Origin of the sequence: Oceanobacillus polygoni, from assembly GCF_008304605.1 — a bacterium.
Taxonomy (GTDB): Bacteria; Bacillota; Bacilli; order Bacillales; family Amphibacillaceae; genus Oceanobacillus; species Oceanobacillus polygoni.
This window is the reverse complement of the sequence record NZ_PIJY01000030.1, coordinates 152,286-170,656: the sequence shown is the minus strand read 5'-3', so window position 1 is coordinate 170,656 and position 18,371 is coordinate 152,286. Positions and strand designations below refer to the sequence as shown.

At 37.7% G+C, this 18,371-nt stretch carries 20 protein-coding genes and 2 other annotated features; of the genes, 15 read left to right on the top strand and 5 right to left on the bottom strand.

The genetic code is table 11. From position 1 onward, the window contains the following. The first annotated feature begins 17 nt into the window (after window positions 1–17). The 12 genes from F1560_RS15585 (at window position 18) to F1560_RS15530 (ending at window position 10,860) form a co-directional block, all read left to right on the top strand. Window positions 18–1,049, top strand: a complete 1,032-nt coding sequence (locus tag F1560_RS15585; protein WP_149475569.1) for a glyceraldehyde-3-phosphate dehydrogenase — start codon at window positions 18–20, stop codon at window positions 1,047–1,049. A 307-nt stretch (window positions 1,050–1,356) separates the two neighbouring features. Beyond that, window positions 1,357–1,755, top strand: a complete 399-nt coding sequence (locus tag F1560_RS15580; protein ID WP_149475568.1) for a cytosolic protein — start codon at window positions 1,357–1,359, stop codon at window positions 1,753–1,755. 28 nt (window positions 1,756–1,783) lie between these two features. Next, window positions 1,784–2,248, top strand: a complete 465-nt coding sequence (gene nrdR, locus F1560_RS15575) for a transcriptional regulator NrdR (protein ID WP_149475567.1) — start codon at window positions 1,784–1,786, stop codon at window positions 2,246–2,248. 48 nt (window positions 2,249–2,296) lie between these two features. Next, a complete protein-coding gene (locus tag F1560_RS15570) occupies window positions 2,297–3,637 on the top strand; it encodes a replication initiation and membrane attachment family protein (RefSeq protein WP_149475566.1) in 1,341 nt (446 codons plus the stop codon). 26 nt (window positions 3,638–3,663) lie between these two features. Beyond that, on the top strand, window positions 3,664–4,590 hold the full coding sequence (gene dnaI, locus F1560_RS15565) for a primosomal protein DnaI (RefSeq protein ID WP_149475565.1): 927 nt from the start codon (window positions 3,664–3,666) through the stop codon (window positions 4,588–4,590). A 207-nt stretch (window positions 4,591–4,797) separates the two neighbouring features. After that, a complete protein-coding gene (gene ytxC / locus F1560_RS15560) occupies window positions 4,798–5,646 on the top strand; it encodes a putative sporulation protein YtxC (RefSeq protein WP_149475564.1) in 849 nt (282 codons plus the stop codon). 123 nt (window positions 5,647–5,769) lie between these two features. Beyond that, window positions 5,770–5,996: a binding site (T-box leader), on the top strand. Between the two features lie 320 nt (window positions 5,997–6,316). Next, window positions 6,317–8,260 (top strand): threonine--tRNA ligase, encoded by a 1,944-nt coding sequence (thrS, locus tag F1560_RS15555; RefSeq protein WP_149475563.1) that lies wholly within the window; start codon window positions 6,317–6,319, stop codon window positions 8,258–8,260. A 161-nt stretch (window positions 8,261–8,421) separates the two neighbouring features. Continuing rightward, window positions 8,422–8,550, top strand: a sequence feature (ribosomal protein L20 leader region). Window positions 8,551–8,614: 64 nt separating this feature from the next. After that, complete coding sequence (gene infC, locus F1560_RS15550; RefSeq protein WP_149475562.1) at window positions 8,615–9,118, top strand: translation initiation factor IF-3; 504 nt, start codon at window positions 8,615–8,617, stop codon at window positions 9,116–9,118. 77 nt (window positions 9,119–9,195) lie between these two features. After that, on the top strand, window positions 9,196–9,390 hold the full coding sequence (gene rpmI, locus F1560_RS15545) for a 50S ribosomal protein L35 (RefSeq protein WP_149475561.1): 195 nt from the start codon (window positions 9,196–9,198) through the stop codon (window positions 9,388–9,390). 58 nt (window positions 9,391–9,448) lie between these two features. Next, window positions 9,449–9,805: a 50S ribosomal protein L20 gene (gene rplT, locus F1560_RS15540; protein WP_149475560.1), complete on the top strand. Its 357-nt coding sequence runs from the start codon at window positions 9,449–9,451 to the stop codon at window positions 9,803–9,805. Between the two features lie 94 nt (window positions 9,806–9,899). After that, window positions 9,900–10,178, top strand: a complete 279-nt coding sequence (locus F1560_RS15535) for a DUF1294 domain-containing protein (RefSeq protein WP_149475559.1) — start codon at window positions 9,900–9,902, stop codon at window positions 10,176–10,178. Window positions 10,179–10,260: 82 nt separating this feature from the next. Beyond that, window positions 10,261–10,860, top strand: a complete 600-nt coding sequence (locus F1560_RS15530) for a TVP38/TMEM64 family protein (protein ID WP_149475558.1) — start codon at window positions 10,261–10,263, stop codon at window positions 10,858–10,860. A 13-nt stretch (window positions 10,861–10,873) separates the two neighbouring features. Here F1560_RS15530 and F1560_RS15525 read toward each other — a convergent pair whose 3' ends face one another. Then, a complete protein-coding gene (locus tag F1560_RS15525) occupies window positions 10,874–11,269 on the bottom strand; it encodes a sigma-w pathway protein ysdB (RefSeq protein ID WP_149475557.1) in 396 nt (131 codons plus the stop codon). A 290-nt stretch (window positions 11,270–11,559) separates the two neighbouring features. Between F1560_RS15525 and dut the strand changes: the two genes are divergently transcribed. The 3 genes from dut to F1560_RS15510 all read left to right on the top strand — a co-directional run bounded on the left by dut (window position 11,560) and on the right by F1560_RS15510 (window position 14,472). Continuing rightward, the gene (gene dut, locus F1560_RS15520) at window positions 11,560–11,994 is read left to right on the top strand and encodes a dUTP diphosphatase (protein ID WP_149475556.1); all 435 of its coding nucleotides are present in this window, start codon (window positions 11,560–11,562) and stop codon (window positions 11,992–11,994) included. 203 nt (window positions 11,995–12,197) lie between these two features. Beyond that, the gene (locus F1560_RS15515; protein ID WP_149475555.1) at window positions 12,198–13,283 is read left to right on the top strand and encodes a M42 family metallopeptidase; all 1,086 of its coding nucleotides are present in this window, start codon (window positions 12,198–12,200) and stop codon (window positions 13,281–13,283) included. 205 nt (window positions 13,284–13,488) lie between these two features. Next, window positions 13,489–14,472: a ring-cleaving dioxygenase gene (locus F1560_RS15510; RefSeq protein ID WP_149475554.1), complete on the top strand. Its 984-nt coding sequence runs from the start codon at window positions 13,489–13,491 to the stop codon at window positions 14,470–14,472. A gap of 146 nt (window positions 14,473–14,618) precedes the next feature. On the opposite strand, the gene F1560_RS15505 is transcribed toward F1560_RS15510, so the two are convergent. The 4 genes from F1560_RS15505 to F1560_RS15490 all read right to left on the bottom strand — a co-directional run bounded on the left by F1560_RS15505 (window position 14,619) and on the right by F1560_RS15490 (window position 18,348). Continuing rightward, window positions 14,619–15,266: a lytic transglycosylase domain-containing protein gene (locus F1560_RS15505; protein ID WP_149475553.1), complete on the bottom strand. Its 648-nt coding sequence runs from the start codon at window positions 15,264–15,266 to the stop codon at window positions 14,619–14,621. A 65-nt stretch (window positions 15,267–15,331) separates the two neighbouring features. Then, complete coding sequence (locus F1560_RS15500; protein WP_149475552.1) at window positions 15,332–16,003, bottom strand: ABC transporter ATP-binding protein; 672 nt, start codon at window positions 16,001–16,003, stop codon at window positions 15,332–15,334. Next, window positions 16,004–17,128 carry an ABC transporter permease gene (locus tag F1560_RS15495; RefSeq protein ID WP_149475551.1) on the bottom strand — a complete coding sequence of 375 codons (1,125 nt, stop codon included), beginning with the start codon at window positions 17,126–17,128 and terminating at the stop codon, window positions 16,004–16,006. Further along, on the bottom strand, window positions 17,125–18,348 hold the full coding sequence (locus tag F1560_RS15490; protein ID WP_149475550.1) for an ABC transporter permease: 1,224 nt from the start codon (window positions 18,346–18,348) through the stop codon (window positions 17,125–17,127). Before F1560_RS15490 ends, F1560_RS15495 begins: the two co-directional genes overlap by 4 nt. Between the last annotated feature and the right edge of the window lie 23 nt (window positions 18,349–18,371).

Sequence of the window (18,371 nt, the reverse complement as noted above, 5' to 3'; positions counted from 1 at the left end):
GGAGGAATAAGTTTCTTATGAACAAAACTCGTGTGGCCATAACAGGATTTGGTAGAATTGGGCGTATGGTATTTCGTCAAGCAATTACAGATAATCAATTGGATGTAGTCGCAATTAATGCGAGCTATCCTCCTGAGACACTTGTACACCTCATTAAGTATGACAGTATTCACGGTATTTTTAATGGAGAAGTGGAAGCGCTTCATGATGGAATTGAAGTGAACGGAAAAAAAGTAACACTTGTGAATTCTAGGGATCCCGAAAAGCTTCCATGGAAAGCATTGGAAATTGATGTTGTGATTGAGGCGACAGGGAAGTTTAAAACAAAAGAAAGTGCTGGACTGCATTTGAAAGCAGGGGCAAGAAAAGTTGTCATTACAGCTCCAGGAAAACAGATAGATAAAACCATTGTCATGGGTGTAAATGAAGCAGCATACATGCCAGATGAAGACGATATTATTTCCAATGCATCGTGCACAACAAATTGTTTAGCGCCAATTGTGAAGGTGTTAGACGACAAGTTTTCAATCGATAATGGATTAATGACGACTGTTCATGCTTTTACAGGGGATCAGAACAACTTGGATAACCCACATAAAGATTTACGCCGTGCACGTGCATGTACACAATCGATTATTCCAACAACAACGGGGGCAGCGAAAGCGTTAAGTGAGGTATTACCACATTTAAAGGGCAGATTACATGGGATGGCATTACGCGTACCAACACCTAACGTATCACTTGTTGATTTGGTTGTTGATGTGGATACTTCTGTCACTGTAGAGAAAGTAAACCAGGCGTTTAAAGAAGCTGCAGAAAATGAATTAAAAGGGATTGTTCACTATTCCGAGGATCCACTTGTATCTGTGGACTATACAACTACCGATTACTCAGCAATCGTTGATGGATTATCAACAATTGTTATGGGCGAGAATAAAATTAAAGTAATTGCTTGGTACGATAATGAGTGGGGTTATTCGAAACGGGTACTCGACTTAACAAAACATGTTGGAAGCTATTTATATCAACGAGAAGTTAAAATTTCATAAAAATGTGTACACCTGCTTCTCCTATTGGAAGCAGGTGTTATTTATGTTAGAATCACAAACCGGGTACTTGATTGTGAAATCTCATCGTGTAAAATAAAGATTCACTAGATGCAAATCTCGGGAAACTCGATTTTTATAAACGACATTTGCATAAAATTTTTATTTTCATAGCTTTAAAAAGTATTTATCATCACTTTCTTACCCTACACTTTTATACTTCAACTAGTGGAATTATGTAAAACATGTTAAAATAAAAAGTACTACTAAACACGTTCAGATAGAAATCTTACAGGTTGGGGTGCGAAAAATGTCGATTGGTAATACGTTGAAGAAGTATTTTAGCAATCATGCGGAGACAGCAGAGGCTCACTTTGATCCATCTTTACGGACGCATTATTATAAGACAACGAAGGATAAAGCACTTGCGATGCTAGAAAACTATTTCAGTAATCATACAGCATATGAAGTGAATGCAATTTCCAAAGAGCACGGGGAATTGAGTGTGAACCGCACGAAGGGGAAAAAGGCATTTATTGTTGCAACTGTGATTATGGTAAGACCATTTCATACGGCGATTGATTTTTCAGTAACGACGGAATCGGTTATGCCATTTGATTTAGGGTATAGCTCGAAATTAATTGGACAGCTATATGAAAAGGCGAATATGGAATTGCCTTTAATCGATGTTAAGAATCGAAGAGCGTGAATGAACGGACGAATGGGGTTGAACGAAAATGCGATGTTCGAATTGCCAAAATAAGAATACAAAGGTTTTAGATTCCCGACCAACTGATGAAGGAAGATCAATTAGACGACGCAGAGAATGTGAAAAATGTGGTTTTCGCTTTACTACATTTGAGCGGATGGAAGAACTTCCATTAATTGTCGTAAAAAAAGATGGTGCGAGGCAGGAATTTTCTCGTGATAAACTAACACGAGGTCTTATTAGAGCTTGTGAGAAACGTCCAGTACCACTAGAAACGATGGAATCCTTAGCCTTAGATGTGGAAAAAGAAATGCGTAATTCAGGCATGTCTGAAGTATCCAGTCACGAAATTGGTGAATTGGTAATGGAAAGATTAGCTAAGGTTGATGAAGTTTCTTATGTTCGGTTTGCTTCTGTTTACAGGCAATTTAAGGACATTACCGTCTTTTTAGATGAATTGAAGGATATTATTAATACGGATAAAAATAAATAGTCATTGTAAAGGTTATTACTTATTTGTAAGTATAGAGGTGTATGGAACATGAATTTTATTGGACAAATCTTGCCGGTGGACGGCTATACCGTATCACTAAAAGAATCTTTGCCGGTGGACTATGTCAAATCATTGACCCACCTGTATCAGCCATTGCTTGGCATAAAGGCGATAGCATTGTATCAAACCCTTTTGCATGACATCGAGTTAAATCAAGAGCAAGCTCCTCAGACACATCATACATTAATGAATTACTTGGACCTCCCTCTAGATGAAATCTTTGAAGCAAGATTGAAATTAGAGGGAATTGGGTTGCTAAAAACGTATAAGCAAAATTGGAAGTCGAGTGATTTATATACGTATGAATTGCAGCGTCCGTTTGCTCCAGGTAACTTCTTTAAAGATGCAATGCTTTCCCAGCTATTGTATCATCATCTAGGTGATCAGAAGTTTGAGCTATTAAAGAACCATTATGGTAGACAGGCAGCCCCAGCGTATGGCGTAAACATGACAGCTGCTTTCAGTGAAGTGTTCCAGACCTTTACCCCATCTATAGAAGTTATAGAAGAGGAAGGCATCAGGAGAGTAGAGTCTAAAGCAGAAATGGATACGACAGATTTTACTTGGATCGAACAAATGCTTAAGCAACGGATGATTCCTGCCGCGAACGTACTAACTTCTAACAATCGTCGTTTAATTTCACAAATGATGATTTTATATGATTTAGATACGCATGAAATCGACAAGTCTCTATTGTGGGCGTTAAACGATGAAAATCGATTGGATACAGAAGAATTTAAAACGGCTTGTCATGATCTATTTAAGGCAAAGAATAGCCAAAAACCAATTCGACTTGCCAAAAGGGTTGCGGTCACAGAAACAAAACAGAAGGCTGATAAACCGAAAACAAAAGAAGAAACCCTCATCGAAAGACTTGAGACGATGTCGCCGAAACAGCTTTTAGAAGATTTATCAAATGGGAATCATGCTTCTGAACAGGATATGAAAGCCATTCGCGAGGTTATGACAACGCAAGGCTTGCCTGGACCTGTCATGAATGTGCTCATTCATTATGTGCTATTACAGACAAATATGAAATTATCGAAGGCCTATCTTGAAAAAATTGCTAGCCACTGGTCACGAGCGAACATCCAAACGGCCAAAGAAGCAATGGCTTTTGCAAAGAAAGAGCAAGCAAACTTCCAAAATACTGCAAAACAAAAAACGACCTATAATAAAAAGCCAGTATCTAAGGAAGTTATCCCAGACTGGTTTAAAGATAGAAAACATAAGCAACAGACACAACCAGCAGCGAATCAGAGCGTGGTAATGACGGAAGAACAGAAACGAATCGCTGCAAGACTTAGACAATATTCCAATGGAAATTAAATTTATTTAGTGTTAGGATGATGGCATTGAAACCAATACAATCCACATTGAAGGCATGGATGCAAAAAAATGAAAGTTTTAAAGATAATTATACGAAGATAAGAAATGAAGTATTGAACGATCCTGAAATCAAGGAGTTTCTCTCCCTTCATCCGAATTTGACACAGCACGAAATTAATAAGAGCTTGATCAAGCTTTATGAATATACAACACAATCAAAGCAGTGTAATCAATGTGCTTCGTATGGTTCATGTAAAAATATGGTTCCTGGTTACTCACCAATTCTCCATGTGGAAAATGATGAAATTAGGCTCTCATATGAAAAGTGTCATAGTAGAATTATGTATGAGAAAGAACAAGAACAACAAAAATTGATTCAAAGTTTACACGTGCCTAAAGAAATACTTCAAGCATCTATGGTAGATATAATAAATGATGAAACAAGAATTCAGGCCATCGCAGAGCTTCTTGACTTTTTAGATCAAGCGAAGACAAAGCTACCAAGCAAGGGACTTTATTTTCATGGTCAGTTCGGAGTTGGTAAAACATATTTATTAGGTGCACTCGCCAATGAATTGAAGAAACTTGGTTTATCATCAACACTTATCTACATGCCAGAGTTTGTCCGTGAAATAAAAGCCTCTTTTAAGGATGACTCAACGAACGAGAAAATCGATTATTTTAAAAAGGCAGATGTACTGATGCTTGATGATATCGGTGCAGAGTTGCAATCGGCTTGGTTCCGAGATGAAATTCTTGGTTCTGTCCTTCAATACAGAATGATGGAGCGGTTACCTGTTTTCTTTACTTCGAATTATGATCTCGAACAGTTAGAATTACAGTTAGCTACAACCAAGAGTGGTGTAGAGTCGGTAAAAGCTGGTAGGATAATTGAACGTATTAGACAGGTGAGTAAACCAGTTAAAATGGAAGGACAAAATCGACGTCTTTGAAGTCTGAGGAAATGAATCCTCAGACTTTATTATTTTTCATCACTAACCGGGCAACTCATTAACTCTCTAAACGCCAAAATAACTCTCCTTTCCAACCCGCAATGCAAGCCAATTTAAATATTCCAGTTTTAATTTTCATACTTTATTCATTTTTTCTATCGTTTGTCCATATAATGTAACAGTTTGGTCGTGGATGAGGGTGATATATTGCTGGAAGTATATTTTGAATCAGACAAAGAAGTAATCAGTTTTTGTGAACATTTATTTCGCAGGCATAAACAAATTGAGTTAAATTGGAAAACAGATGATAAATGGGGAAATCATCTGCAGTTTAAGCAAGAAGTAGCTACGAAGGAATTGATGGATGCCATTACAGATACAATGGCAAAAGTGTTTATGACTCACCGGTTGAGTACAATGGTAAATCGAATCATTCAAGATTATTATTATTATACGAACAATGAAGAGATTGAGAGAATTCATGATTTGACCTATTGGATTATAACTGGTGAGGACGAAGAAAGTAAGCGGCTCCGAGAGAACAAAGATCATCATGCCTTTTTAAAATCAATGTTTACAGTGAGTCTAAAGGAGAGTTTCGTTATTCACTTTGATTCTATTGTGAATTTCCGTCTGAAGCCATTTAAAGACAAACTCATTTATTTTGTTGGCTTGGCAATTGATGAATTTAGACGAGAAGAGGATCATCAAGCGTTTGTGGACATGCTCCGCGCTTATGTGGAGAAGAAAGATCCAGGGTTACCAGTCATTCATATACTGCAGGGAAGTGATTTTGCCTTTTTCAAGCAAAATGGAAAGCGAATGACGAACATGGAGTTACGGGTTTTGATGAAACAGGAGCCACTTTATATTGTTGGGCTACATGATAATGAATTTAATCTTACACCATTAATTGCAATGGCACCAGAAAAATTAAAAATTTATGGCGATGATCCGTCGGAACCGAAGACGTTAACCGTGATTAATGTTTTTCAAGAAAAAGTCGATTTTGAACCAATTAGCAATTTTCCTTTTACTTATAACTTGAATAAATAATTTATCATGTGTCAAAAGAATCCAAGAAATTGAATGTCACAGTTTCACAGGACTTTTTGTATATCTAAGCTTGATTTTCTCACGCTGTAGAGCTATAATACACATTATACGAAAAGTAGTTAATTAAAAGTAATGATAAGGACATGGTTATTTGTGAGCGTATAGTTTAGAGAAGGAAGTCAAAGGCTGGAAGCTTCCTCTATACAGACAAGTAATTACCACCTTTGAACTCTGTCAGTGAACCTGAAAGTAAGTGACAGCGTAGCTTCTGCGTTAAAGAATGAATGAAGCCGTAATTAAATTACGGGAATTAGGGTGGAACCACGATGTATCCAACACTCGTCCCTTTGCAGTAAGTGCAGAGGGATGGGTGTTTTTTAATTTGGAATCCAAAAGCGGAAGCGCCCGGGTAGCGTCTTACGGACTGGACTGAGCCGGAGGAGATAAAGGAAACACGACGACCGAAGGAAGTCGATGTTGACTTTCACCACAAGGGTATAAGTGCGACTAAGCCTCTGGCACAGCCAGTCGGCAAGTCTTCTTTATCGTACGGAGGTGAGGGAAGTCTCGCTAGTCGCTGGGAGCTGGAGCTGGACGAGGCTGTTTCGGTAGCTAAATTATCCGCAGCATTCAAATTTACAGTTTTAAACGAGAAAAAGGAGTGTTTCAAATGGCAGAAATTATCATTACATTTCCCGATGGAGCTGAAAAGAGTTTTCCACAGGGGACAACAGGAGAAGAAATTGCAGCATCGATTTCATCAGGCTTAAAGAAACAAGCATTAGCAATTAAGTTGGATGGAGAGCTTGTAGACTTACGACGTGAGCTAGAATTTGGTGGCAAGCTTGAAATCATTACGTACAAAAATGAAGAAGGCATCGAAGTGATGCGTCATTCAACTGCGCATTTGCTGGCGCAAGCAGTGAAACGTCTTTATAAAGATGTGAAGTTCGGTGTAGGTCCAGTAATCGAAGAGGGATTCTACTATGATATAGATATGGAGCAGTCCTTAACTCCAGAAGATCTTCCGAAGATTGAAAAAGAAATGAAACGCATCATAGATGAAAATCTCGAAATTAAACGGGTAGAGGTATCTCGTAATGAAGCGAAGGAACGGTTCCGCGCTATTGGTGATGACCTAAAACTAGAATTAATTGATGCGATTCCTGAAGATGAACAAGTAACAATTTATGAGCAAGGTGAATTTTTTGACCTATGTCGTGGTATTCATGTCCCATCAACAAGTAAAATCAAAGCATTTAAATTGCTAAGTATCTCAGGTGCTTATTGGCGTGGAGATAGCAATAACAAGCAGCTGCAACGTATCTATGGAACTGCTTTTGAAAAGCCGAAAGAATTAGAAGAGCACTTGCGTATTTTAGAAGAGCGTAAAGAACGGGATCATCGTAAATTAGGAAAAGAACTCGATTTATTTACAGTGTCACAAAAGGTTGGTCAAGGATTGCCTTTATGGCTGCCAAAAGGAGCAACCATTCGCCGCAATATTGAGCGTTATATTGTTGATTTGGAGGAGCGTTTAGGCTATGATCATGTCTACACTCCAGTACTAGGAAGTAAAACATTATATGAAACAAGTGGGCATTGGGATCATTATCAAGACGATATTTTCCCGCCAATGGAGATGGATAACGAAACATTAATTCTGCGTCCGATGAACTGTCCACACCATATGATGGTATTTAAAAATAATTTATGGAGCTACCGACAACTACCTGTTCGTATTGCGGAACTTGGTACGATGCATCGTCACGAAATGAGTGGAGCACTTGCTGGCCTTCAGCGTGTACGGGGAATGACGTTAAATGATGCGCATATCTTTGCTCGTCCAGATCAGTTGAAGGATGAATTTGTCCGTGTTGTGGAGTTAGTTCAAAAAGTATACAAAGACTTTGGCATTGAGGATTACTATTTCCGACTATCTTATCGTGATCCAGAAGATAAAGAGAAGTACATCGATAACGATGAGATGTGGGAAAAAGCACAAGCAACATTGAAAGAAACAATGGATGATATGAACCTAGAATATGTGGAAGCAGAAGGTGAAGCAGCATTCTATGGTCCGAAACTTGATATCCAGGTAAAAACTGCGCTTGGCAAAGACGAAACATTATCAACGGTTCAATTGGACTTCCACTTACCAGAACGTTTTGATTTAACTTATATTGGTGAAGATGGCAAAGAACATCGTCCAGTCGTTATCCATCGTGGTGTTGTTTCAACAATGGAGCGTTTTGTTGCATTCTTAATTGAAGAATATAAAGGTGCATTCCCAACTTGGCTTGCTCCTGTTCAAGTGAAGGTAATCCCGGTTTCTCCACAAGTACATCTAGATTACGCGAAGGATATTGTAGACAAACTAAGATTACAAGGTGTACGTGTGGAATTGGATGAGCGCGATGAGAAAATCGGTTACAAAATCCGTGAAGCACAAACTCAAAAAGTGCCATTCGCTCTCGTATTAGGCGATAAAGAAGTTGAAGGAGACGCTGTCAGCTATCGCCGTTACGGGGAACAAAAAACAGAATCTCTTGCATACGATGATTTTGAAGCACTTATTAAAGAGGAGATTGCGGAGAAGAAATTAAGAAAGTAAGGTATTTTCCAGCGTGAAATTCTTATAGGAAAAGCCTATTCCTTTGTATTATACCTGCAGTGTGCTATACTATAGTTAATAGCAAATGTGTATTCTCAAAAAATAGTTGACATGAATGATAGATGATGATACACTAATAAAGTTGATAAATTAAATGATCTTAAGACAAGTAGAAGCACCCGCTTCTCACCTGATTGACGCCATTTCGGTAGTTGATGGGTTCCGAACTCTTTTTTATAAAGTTATTGGAGACGTGTGGGTGCATGAAGTGCCCACACTTTTTTCATGCATAAAATCTTGTCAAGATAGATCAGTAACAAAAATATTTGGAGGTGGCTGGCTATTAGCAAGGATATGAACGTCAATGAGAAAATTCGTGCGAGAGAAGTACGACTTATCGATTCAAACGGTGATCAGCTTGGAGTTAAAACACGTCAGGAAGCATTGGAAATTGCACAAACACGCAATCTCGACTTAGTACTTGTAGCTCCAAACGCAAAACCACCAGTGTGTCGTATCATGGACTATGGGAAATTCCGATTTGAGCAGCAGAAGAAAGAAAAAGAAGCTCGTAAGAAACAAAAAGTAATTAATATTAAAGAAGTTCGCTTTACCCCAGGAATCGGCGATCATGACTTTGAGACAAAGTTAAAGAATGCTCGTAAATTCTTGGAAAAAGGCGACAAAGTAAAAGCAGCAGTTCGTTTTCGTGGACGTGCAATTACGCATAAAGAACTTGGTCGCGAAGTGTTAGATCGCTTTGCTGATGAAGTAAAAGATATTGCTACAGTTGAAACAAAACCGAAAATGGAAGGCCGTAACATGTTTATAATGGTCGCACCATTAGCTGAAAAATAATTTAGCTTATAGTAACGTGTTCAAGCGTAAATCATTTTAAATAAGGATGCTTGAACCAATTCAAGGAGGAAATTATTATGCCTAAAATGAAAACTCATAGCGGAACAGCAAAACGTTTCAAACGTACTGGTTCTGGGAAATTAAAAAGATCTCATGCATATACAAGCCATATGTTCGCTAACAAATCTCAAAAACAGAAGCGTAAATTGCGTAAAAGCGGAATGGTTTCTTCAGGAGATTTCAAACGTATCAAAGCAATGATACCTAGATAAGTAAAAAATAAACGAAACGATATACAATGATTTACAATTGTACTAGGAGGGAATTATTATGCCACGTGTAAAAGGTGGAACAGTAACACGCAGACGTCGTAAACGCGTCCTTAAATTAGCTAAAGGTTATTATGGAGCAAAGAGCTCGTTATTTAAAGTTGCAAAACAACAAGTTATGAAATCAGGTCAATACGCTTATCGTGACCGCAGACAGAAAAAACGTGATTTCCGTAAATTATGGATCGCACGTATTAACGCTGCGGCTCGTTTGAATGATATTTCTTACAGCAAATTAATGCACGGTCTTAAATTAGCGGGAATTGAAGTAAACCGTAAAATGTTGTCAGAGCTTGCTATTAATGATGAAAAAGCATTTGCACAATTAGTAAACCAAGCAAAAGACGCTTTAAAATAATGATATAAAAAGGGCCAAATCCGAATCATGCTTGGATTTGGTCCTTTTTTTCATACATATGCTTGTCTGGATTACAAAGAAAGGGGGATATACAGTGGAGGAATATAGCTCATTTTTAATGTATTTAATTGGTGTCAATATCATGAGCTTTCTATTAATGTATATTGATAAACGAAAGGCAATGAAAAAGCAATATCGCATCCCAGAGCGAACGTTTTGGGCATTAGCTATTCTCGGTAGCGCACTTGGAGCATATATCGGTATGAAATTATTCCGTCATAAAACAAAGCATCGCTCCTTTATGATCGGAATGCCTATCTTGATCATCGTGAATATCATCTCCTGTATCTATATTTTCTTCTTTATGTCATAAAGGCTCGTCTCTTGTCATATAGATGTACTGTAAAAGGTTATTGTATAGGTTTGGTTTGTTGGTGCAAGCAAGGAGGTGGATTATGGAGCTATTCGGGAGCTATGTACTTGCTTTTGTAGAGATGGGAGGTTTATTTGCACCGCTATTTTTCATTTTATTCCATTTACTCCGGCCATTATTTTTCCTGCCAGTCGTGTTTATTTGTATCTCTGGTGGTATTTTATTTGGTCCGGTGGCAGGCACCGTCTATTCCATTATAGGCATCACGTTATCTAGCATGCTTTTCTATATGATGATTGACCGCATGCCGAAATCATTACATCGGTTAATCCATGTTAAACAGAAATTATTAGGAAAGCATGGGGAATTAAACACGTCACAGGTTACCTTGCTTCGGCTCGTACCATTTATTCATTTTCATTTGTTGTCACTTTGTCTTATTGAGGTTTCCTCGAGCTTTAAAGGGTATATGAAATCATCCTTATTATCTAATATTCCTTTAGCAACGATTTATACCTTAATCGGTGGTTGGTTGTCCAACCTAACTCCACTTCATCTCTTCGTATTTTTAATAACGTTATTACCACTGCTTTATATTTTAAGAAGCAAAGAAATTATTATTAAATGGCAGGACTTCTTCCCATTATCTGAACGTGAAAGTCACTCATCTATGAAAATATAGATGAGTGATTTTTTTATTCCATCGGTGTCAAAATTAAGTCATTGATTGGATGTTTCCACGTGATTTTAGCATATGGGTAGTGAATCAAGAGTTCTTTCTCGAGAAAATATAAGTCATCTCTTGTAAAACCACGCAGCTCGATTGGATCGCGAACTGTAATATGGATATCAACTACTTCAAAAGAATCCTCCGTTGTTCCGAGATATTTCTCACCATCAAATAGGCAGCCTCTGTAAACGAGCTGCAAATTTTTTTTGTTATCATACGTATCATCGTGGAAAAAGAAGTCATTGGATTCCTTTGCGATCCGTAACCTTCTTTCGGGATTCCGAATGTATTGTATCCACGTGTAGACGAGGAGAACTAATGCAATTACAATTAATATGCGAAATAAAATAACTACGACCATGTTAAATCGTCCCCCTGTTTTTACTTTTAGATACATAAAAAGTCTTTTACATGTTAATACGATACAAGATAAAGATAGGTTTCACTTATTTTTAAAAAACATGATACATGATACAATATGGAAGTGTAATAAATCAAATTTGAAAAACGGTCGGTCTATATTTAGGATAAGGCGGTTTGCATTTTTGAAAGAATAGGGAACAAAAGCTTATCAAGATGTATATGAGAAATACCTTATGTTTCAAATACAATTTGTTGGACACAAAATAGGGGATAAAATGAGGGATAGGAATGACAAATACATTAAAAATTAAGTTAATACATGAGGACGCAAAAATGCCATATCGTGCGAACGAAGGGGATGCCGGTTTAGATTTATTTTCTATAGAGGAGAAGATTATCAAAGCTGGAGAAACTGCGTTAGTACGTACAGGAATTCAAATGGAGTTACCGAAAGGGACAGAGGCACAGGTCAGACCGAGAAGTGGGTTAGCATTAAAACATTCGATAACGGTATTAAATAGTCCAGGAACGATTGACGAAGGGTACCGAGGAGAAATCAAGATTATTTTAATTAACCACGGAAAAGAAGATTTTAAAGTAGAACAGCAAATGAGAATTGCACAGATGGTTATTGCACCAGTCTTACAAGTAAAGCTAGTACAAGAAGATGCTTTATCAAACTCTGACAGAGATAGTGGAGGTTTTGGTTCGTCTGGCGTGTAAACTAGTAAGTGAGCTATTAAAAATTCCGAAAAAGAAGCTATTCTTTGATTTCAGTCCGTGCTTGGTTTAAAGTCCCGATACATATTTTTAAAAAAACGAGATAAATTAGAAGAAGTAGATAAAAAAGGATTCAGATTTGTAGTTTTTTTGATCAAGCGTATAATTGGTAGTACATAGAATGAACACGGGAGGAATTTTTACATATGACAAAATTAGATGAAACGTTAACCATGTTTAAAGCGTTAACGGATGCAAATGGCATACCAGGAAATGAGAAAGAAGTAAGAGACGTATTTGAATCGTATATTCGTCCATTTGCTGATGAGATAACGGTAGATAATCTTGGAAGCTCCATTGCTAAAAAAGTTGGCGAAGCGAATGGCCCGAAAATTATGGTTGCAGGTCATCTGGACGAAATTGGCTTTATGGTTACTCGCATTGATGATAAAGGGTTTGTTTACTTCCAAACAGTTGGCGGCTGGTGGAATCAGGTAATGCTGGCGCAGCGTGTTACTATTATGGGGAGCAAGGGAGACGTTACAGGGGTTATCGGCTCAAAACCGCCGCATATTCTAAGTGCAGAAGCGCGTAAGAAGCCATATGAAATTAAAGATATGTTTATTGATATTGGTGCATCTAGTAAAGAGGAAGCAGCGGAATTTGGTGTGAAGCCAGGTGACTCTGTAGTACCTTATTTCGAATTTACACCAATGAAAAATGAAAAATTACTGCTTGCAAAAGCTTGGGACAACCGAATTGGACTTGCAATTGCGATAGAAGTACTGAAGCGATTAAAAGATGAAGAACATCCAAATGTCGTCTATGGTGTTGGAACGATTCAAGAAGAGGTTGGTTTGCGTGGAGCAAAAACTTCCGCTCATGCTATTCAGCCTGATATCGGCTTTGCTGTTGATGTAGGAATTGCAGGGGATACGCCTGGGATTCGAGAAAGTGAAGCAGATAATAAGCTTGGAGAGGGCCCGCAAATTGTTTTATACGATGCTTCAATGGTATCACATAAAGGGTTGAGAGACCTTGTTGTGAAGACAGCGGATGAAAAGGATATTCCGTATCAATTTACATCGATTGCAGGTGGGGGAACAGATTCCGGATCGATCCATTTGACTGGAAATGGTGTTCCATCACTATCGATTACGATAGCTACCCGTTATATTCATTCGCATGCTGGAATTCTACATCGGGATGACTTCGAAAATGCGGTGAAATTAATTGTGGAAGTGATTAAGAAATTAGATGCGCAGACGGTTAAAGAGCTTGTCTTGGCATAAATAGAGATGAACATAATTATAAAAGCTGTAAGGCTTTTGAAAACTCGGGACAGGCTAAATTAGCCAGATTCCGAGTTTTTTATATCCAATTTATCGTTAGTTATAATTTGTAACTGTTGACAGAAGGAGATGCACATGATATATTTATATTGAATTAAAGATGTCTTAATTACGATATAATCTCAACTATATGGAGGAATTATACATGAATCAATTACAAGGAATGCACCATGTTACTGCCATTACAAGCAGTGCTGAAAAGAACTATGAATTTTTTACATTTACATTAGGAATGCGTCTCGTTAAAAAAACGGTTAACCAAGATGATATTCAAACCTATCATTTATTCTTTGCAGATGATGAAGGAAATGCTGGAACGGATATGACGTTCTTCGATTTTCCAGGGATACCAAAAGGAGTCCATGGAACAAATGAAATAGCTAAAACATCTTTCCGCGTGCCCAGTGATGCAGCTTTAGAATATTGGGTAAAACGTTTTGATCGTCTTGAAGTAAAGCATACAGGTATTAAAGAGCAATTCGGTAAGAAGACATTATCTTTTATTGATTTTGATGAGCAACATTATCAATTAATTTCAGATGAACATAATGTAGGAATTGCTTCAGGTACACCTTGGAAAAACGGACCAATTCCATTAGAATATGCAATTACTGGTTTAGGACCAATTTTTGTCCGAATTGCTCAATTTGATTACTTTAAAGAGGTACTTGAAAAAGTATTCGAGTTTAAAGAAATTGCACAAGAGGGAGATTTTCATCTATTTGAAGTTGGAGAGGGTGGAAATGGAGCACAAGTAGTTGTTGAACATAATACGGTGCTGCAGGTTGCTCGTCAAGGCTATGGTACGGTTCACCATGCTGCTTTCGCGGTAGAAGATCGCGCTGAACTCGATGAATGGAACAAACGCATGCAGGGATTTGGATTCCAAACATCAGGATTTGTTGATCGTTTCTTCTTTGGATCACTTTATGCTCGTGTTGCACCACAAATATTATTTGAATTTGCAACAAATGGACCTGGATTCATGGGGGATGAGCCATATGAAACACTCGGTGAAAAACTCTCATTACCACCATTTCTTGAGAAAAAACGTGAACAAATCGAAAAAATGGTACGTCCAATTGATACGGTGAGAAGTACGATTGAATTTGAAAAAGAATACGAATAAAAAATGAAGCACGGCTGTGAAATGAACAGCCGTGCTTTTTACCGCTTTAGGAAATAATAGATGAAAAACAGTCACCACCAAAAATAAAACTCCTTAATAAAAAAGGAAACCCCGACTCATGAGTCGGAATTTCCTTTAAATACAATCTAAGCAAGATAACTCCCCATAACTTTTCGAACATAATTTTGTGTTTCATTAAATGGTGGAATACCTTGATACTTCTCTACATTTCCTGGTCCAGCATTATAAGCAGCTAAAGCAAGTTCAATATTTCCGTTATAGCGCGTAAGCATTTGGCTTAAATACTTCGTTCCACCATCTATGTTCTGGCGGGCATCATAGGAATTCGTTACACCTAAGCCTGCTGCTGTTCCTGGCATGAGCTGCATCAATCCTTGGGCTCCGGCAGAGCTTTTAGCCATCGCATTGTAATTTGACTCATGTTTAATGACAGCGTGGATTAGATTTTCATCAACCCCATATTTTTGCGCTGCTTCGGTAATATGCGCTTGGTAATTAGTAGGGCCTGCCTGGCTACTATAGTTTGGTGTAGTTGCTTCAACACGATAACTAGTATCAGCATTGGCATTGTATATATTATATGGTAGATTGTTTCGATAATCTGTAGGTATGCTATTCAATCGTTGTGCTTGATTCATTTTTTCTAATAATAGCTGTTGAAAGGATATCGCCGACGTTTGGTTGGGCTCTGATATCGTTGTTGCAGCAGGATTACCTGACATAATCGATAATGCTTGATATTGAATCATTTGCTGCAAATCTCGTATTTCCATCGGGTATCACTCCTTTCCAATCCTTCTATCTATCATTTTACGATTAGTGGACAGGTTTAGCAATACTAAAATGTGACAATTTGTTTATTTGCTTCCACAAGCAGGTTCTTATAAAATGGATCTTCTCCAATACAAATGATGCGATCACAAAGCGTACTAATCTCATCCATATCATGAGAAGTATACATAATCATTTTATTTTCTTTGATCGCGAGATTTTTCAGGTGGTTGCCGATTTCCTTTTTGGATTTCAAATCAATGCCAACTGTTGGCTCATCAAGAAGCAACAGGTCGGGATTATGGATTAAACTAATCGCCATGTTCAGCTTCCGTTTCATTCCACCGGATAATGTTTTAACAGGCTCTTTCCATTTATCCAGCTCCATATCCAAACAAAGTTGTCGTAGTTCTTGTTTCGTTTTACTTTTCCATGAAAGCTTTTCAAAGAAAACCATGTTTTCTTCTACTGAAAACTCTTCCCAAATCGCAATATCCTGTGGGACATAACCAATCTGTTTACGAACCTCTTTTCGTGTATCTCGGTACGACTTTTCATAGAGGAAAATATTTCCGCTTGTCGGGTTTGCCAGGGTAGCCAAAACGTTTAACAACGTGGACTTACCTGCGCCATTTTCCCCAACAAGACCAATTATTTCACCGGGCTGAACGGAAAAGGAGATTTGATTTAAGATTTGTTTTTTTCCATAGGATTTTGTAATCGATTGTACATTAAGCATTTAATTTCTCTCCTTTTGCGAACCAGAACTAACAAGGGCGGTGGTAACCACAAGCCATGGATTCCAAAATGTTTGATCCATAAGTGGCTGAAGTGGGTTTATGTCTAACAGCCACGGATAGCGTGCTGTCAGTCCATCTATAGGGAGTATAGCCCCGCTTAAAATGATTAAAAATAAAACGAGGATAAAGGAAACACCGTAATACAAGTAGTTATTTTTAAACAGCAAAGCTACTAAAAAAGCACCTGTACTGATAAGAATTCGAAATGAAATAATTGCGCCAATTAGTTCAAAATTTATATTTTCGTCAAGCAATTGATTAAATACAGCGATGCTTAAGAAGTCAAATAACAAGAAAGCTGTTAGATAAACAGCGAGATTTTGGATTACGTATTGTTTATAAGTAAAGCGGATAAAAGTAAATCGTGGCATAAGACCTGAACTCCGCTCTTTCATTAACCAGTCGGACAATAAAAGCGTGGATAAGATGCTGAAAATTGCCCACAGCCCCCACGTATTCCAAATGGTAATACCATCTGTTGTTTCTACACCTGCATCATTATAAAAGGAAAATGTCGTAGCAAGTAAGTTTTCTTGTGCTTGGATTTCATTTGTTTTTGCAATAATTTCATCGAAAGAAACCGTTGCTTCAGGTTGTAAACTTTCTTGTAAGTTGATAATTGTATGAGCTGCTTTCGCTTTTCCTGTGTCCTGTTGCACATAAGAAATCAGCATTTCTCTAATTGGAGTATAAGCAAAGGAAAGGTTGGATTGATAGCTTGTTAAAAGTCGATTACGACTGCCACGTAAAATTTTTGCTTCATACCCATCTTCTATGATAAATGCACTATCCAGCTCATGGCTTTCAATTCGACTGCGCGCTTCTGATTCGCTTAATTCATAAACGCGTAGAAGTGGGGAGGCTTTCATTGTTTCAACAAGCGCATTTGCAAGCCCAGTCTCCTCTTTAACTACCATTCCGATTGGGATTTTACTATCCTCCTGTACCACATTGGTAACCTGTATCATACAAACAGTCGCAAGTATTGGGAGTAAGAACCAGAAAAGATGAGAAATCCAATGTTTTTTCCAGTGCATTAAGCGAGTTTGGATAATTGACATCATATGGCAACACGCTCCTTCCAAACAGAAATACTAATCAAAATGAATGCAAGGGCAGCGTTCATTAGAAGGAGGGGAATATAATCTGCATAGAGTCGGTTGTTTAATAAGATATCCTGTATCCAGCTTAAAGCTTCATATGAAAATAAATAAGGAAGCAGATTTTGAATCCATAACGGATAATAGATTACTGGAATAATTGCACCACTAATAATTACAGATAAGATTGTGAACATCGATTGAACCAGCAACCGCAGCTTGTGAGACTGGATTAGCGTTTCGATAATGGCAAGACATTGCAAGAAAATAACGCTATATAACAATGTGAGTATTGTAATTCGCAGGTAATCTTCTGGAATAATCGTTTCCACCAAGACATTTTCTAAAGCAAATAAAGACAGTCCAGCAAAAATTGCAGTAATGAACATGGTAACAAACATCTTCGCAATTGTTTGCTGAATTTCAAGAACACCGTAAAGTCGCATCCGATTTCTTAGACGGATTGGGTTTTCTTTCGTAAAAAAATTATAAATCGTTAAGAGCCAAATCGAAATAAGGATAAACCAGCTTCCAACAGCAAAATATTGAATTGGGGAAGACGTTGCCAGGTTGGTGATTTCCCTTTCCGTTAACACGCGGTCACGTCCAACCGTATAGAACAGGAATTCTTTAAACTGCTCGAAAACAAAATCATTTCTTTCTTCATCATCCATACCAAATTCCCGTGCATAGGAGTTAATGGCAAGAATATTTGCTTGCGAAGCACGAATGTGGCGCGAAACACTTTCAATCAGCTCATTTACAAGAAAACTTTCTGCCTGTTGATTTGGGTTTCCGGTTATGGGAATCTCAACTGATTGTCCTTGCATTAAATGGCGTGTGAAGTTATCTGGAAACGTAATATATGAACTTATTTCATTATTTTCTACGGCTATTTTTGCTTCATTTTCAGTGAGACTATGTATAGCAATAAAGGAACCCAATTGGGAAGACTGTTCGATAAGCTGTACAATCAACTCCGTTTGTTCATTTTCATCTAAATTGACTAACCCTACTTGAATGGTTTCCTTCTCAGAAGGCATAAAATATGTAATTATAATTACAGCAGCTAGCCCGACAATAATAATCGGAAACATGAAAAGAAGAGGAAGTGATAACCACTTCCTCTTTAGCTGCATTAAATGATTTTTTATAAATAATTGTATGTGTCTCATGTAATGCATTGTGGCACGCTCGTTTCGTGTTT

Bases quoted from the DNA above. Each gene is read 5' to 3' on its own strand.
- F1560_RS15505 (WP_149475553.1), bottom strand. From the start codon at position 15,266: ATGGAAATACGAGATTTGCAGCAAATGATTCAATATCAAGCATTATCG.
- rplT (WP_149475560.1), top strand. From the start codon at position 9,449: ATGCCACGTGTAAAAGGTGGAACAGTAACACGCAGACGTCGTAAACGC.
- F1560_RS15500 (WP_149475552.1), bottom strand. From the start codon at position 16,003: ATGCTTAATGTACAATCGATTACAAAATCCTATGGAAAAAAACAAATC.
- F1560_RS15495 (WP_149475551.1), bottom strand. From the start codon at position 17,128: ATGATGTCAATTATCCAAACTCGCTTAATGCACTGGAAAAAACATTGG.
- F1560_RS15515 (WP_149475555.1), top strand. From the start codon at position 12,198: ATGACAAAATTAGATGAAACGTTAACCATGTTTAAAGCGTTAACGGAT.
- F1560_RS15570 (WP_149475566.1), top strand. From the start codon at position 2,297: ATGAATTTTATTGGACAAATCTTGCCGGTGGACGGCTATACCGTATCA.
- F1560_RS15585 (WP_149475569.1), top strand. From the start codon at position 18: ATGAACAAAACTCGTGTGGCCATAACAGGATTTGGTAGAATTGGGCGT.
- nrdR (WP_149475567.1), top strand. From the start codon at position 1,784: ATGCGATGTTCGAATTGCCAAAATAAGAATACAAAGGTTTTAGATTCC.
- F1560_RS15530 (WP_149475558.1), top strand. From the start codon at position 10,261: ATGGAGCTATTCGGGAGCTATGTACTTGCTTTTGTAGAGATGGGAGGT.
- F1560_RS15580 (WP_149475568.1), top strand. From the start codon at position 1,357: ATGTCGATTGGTAATACGTTGAAGAAGTATTTTAGCAATCATGCGGAG.
- dut (WP_149475556.1), top strand. From the start codon at position 11,560: ATGACAAATACATTAAAAATTAAGTTAATACATGAGGACGCAAAAATG.
- infC (WP_149475562.1), top strand. From the start codon at position 8,615: ATGAACGTCAATGAGAAAATTCGTGCGAGAGAAGTACGACTTATCGAT.
- F1560_RS15510 (WP_149475554.1), top strand. From the start codon at position 13,489: ATGAATCAATTACAAGGAATGCACCATGTTACTGCCATTACAAGCAGT.
- thrS (WP_149475563.1), top strand. From the start codon at position 6,317: ATGGCAGAAATTATCATTACATTTCCCGATGGAGCTGAAAAGAGTTTT.
- rpmI (WP_149475561.1), top strand. From the start codon at position 9,196: ATGCCTAAAATGAAAACTCATAGCGGAACAGCAAAACGTTTCAAACGT.
- F1560_RS15525 (WP_149475557.1), bottom strand. From the start codon at position 11,269: ATGGTCGTAGTTATTTTATTTCGCATATTAATTGTAATTGCATTAGTT.
- F1560_RS15490 (WP_149475550.1), bottom strand. From the start codon at position 18,348: ATGCATTACATGAGACACATACAATTATTTATAAAAAATCATTTAATG.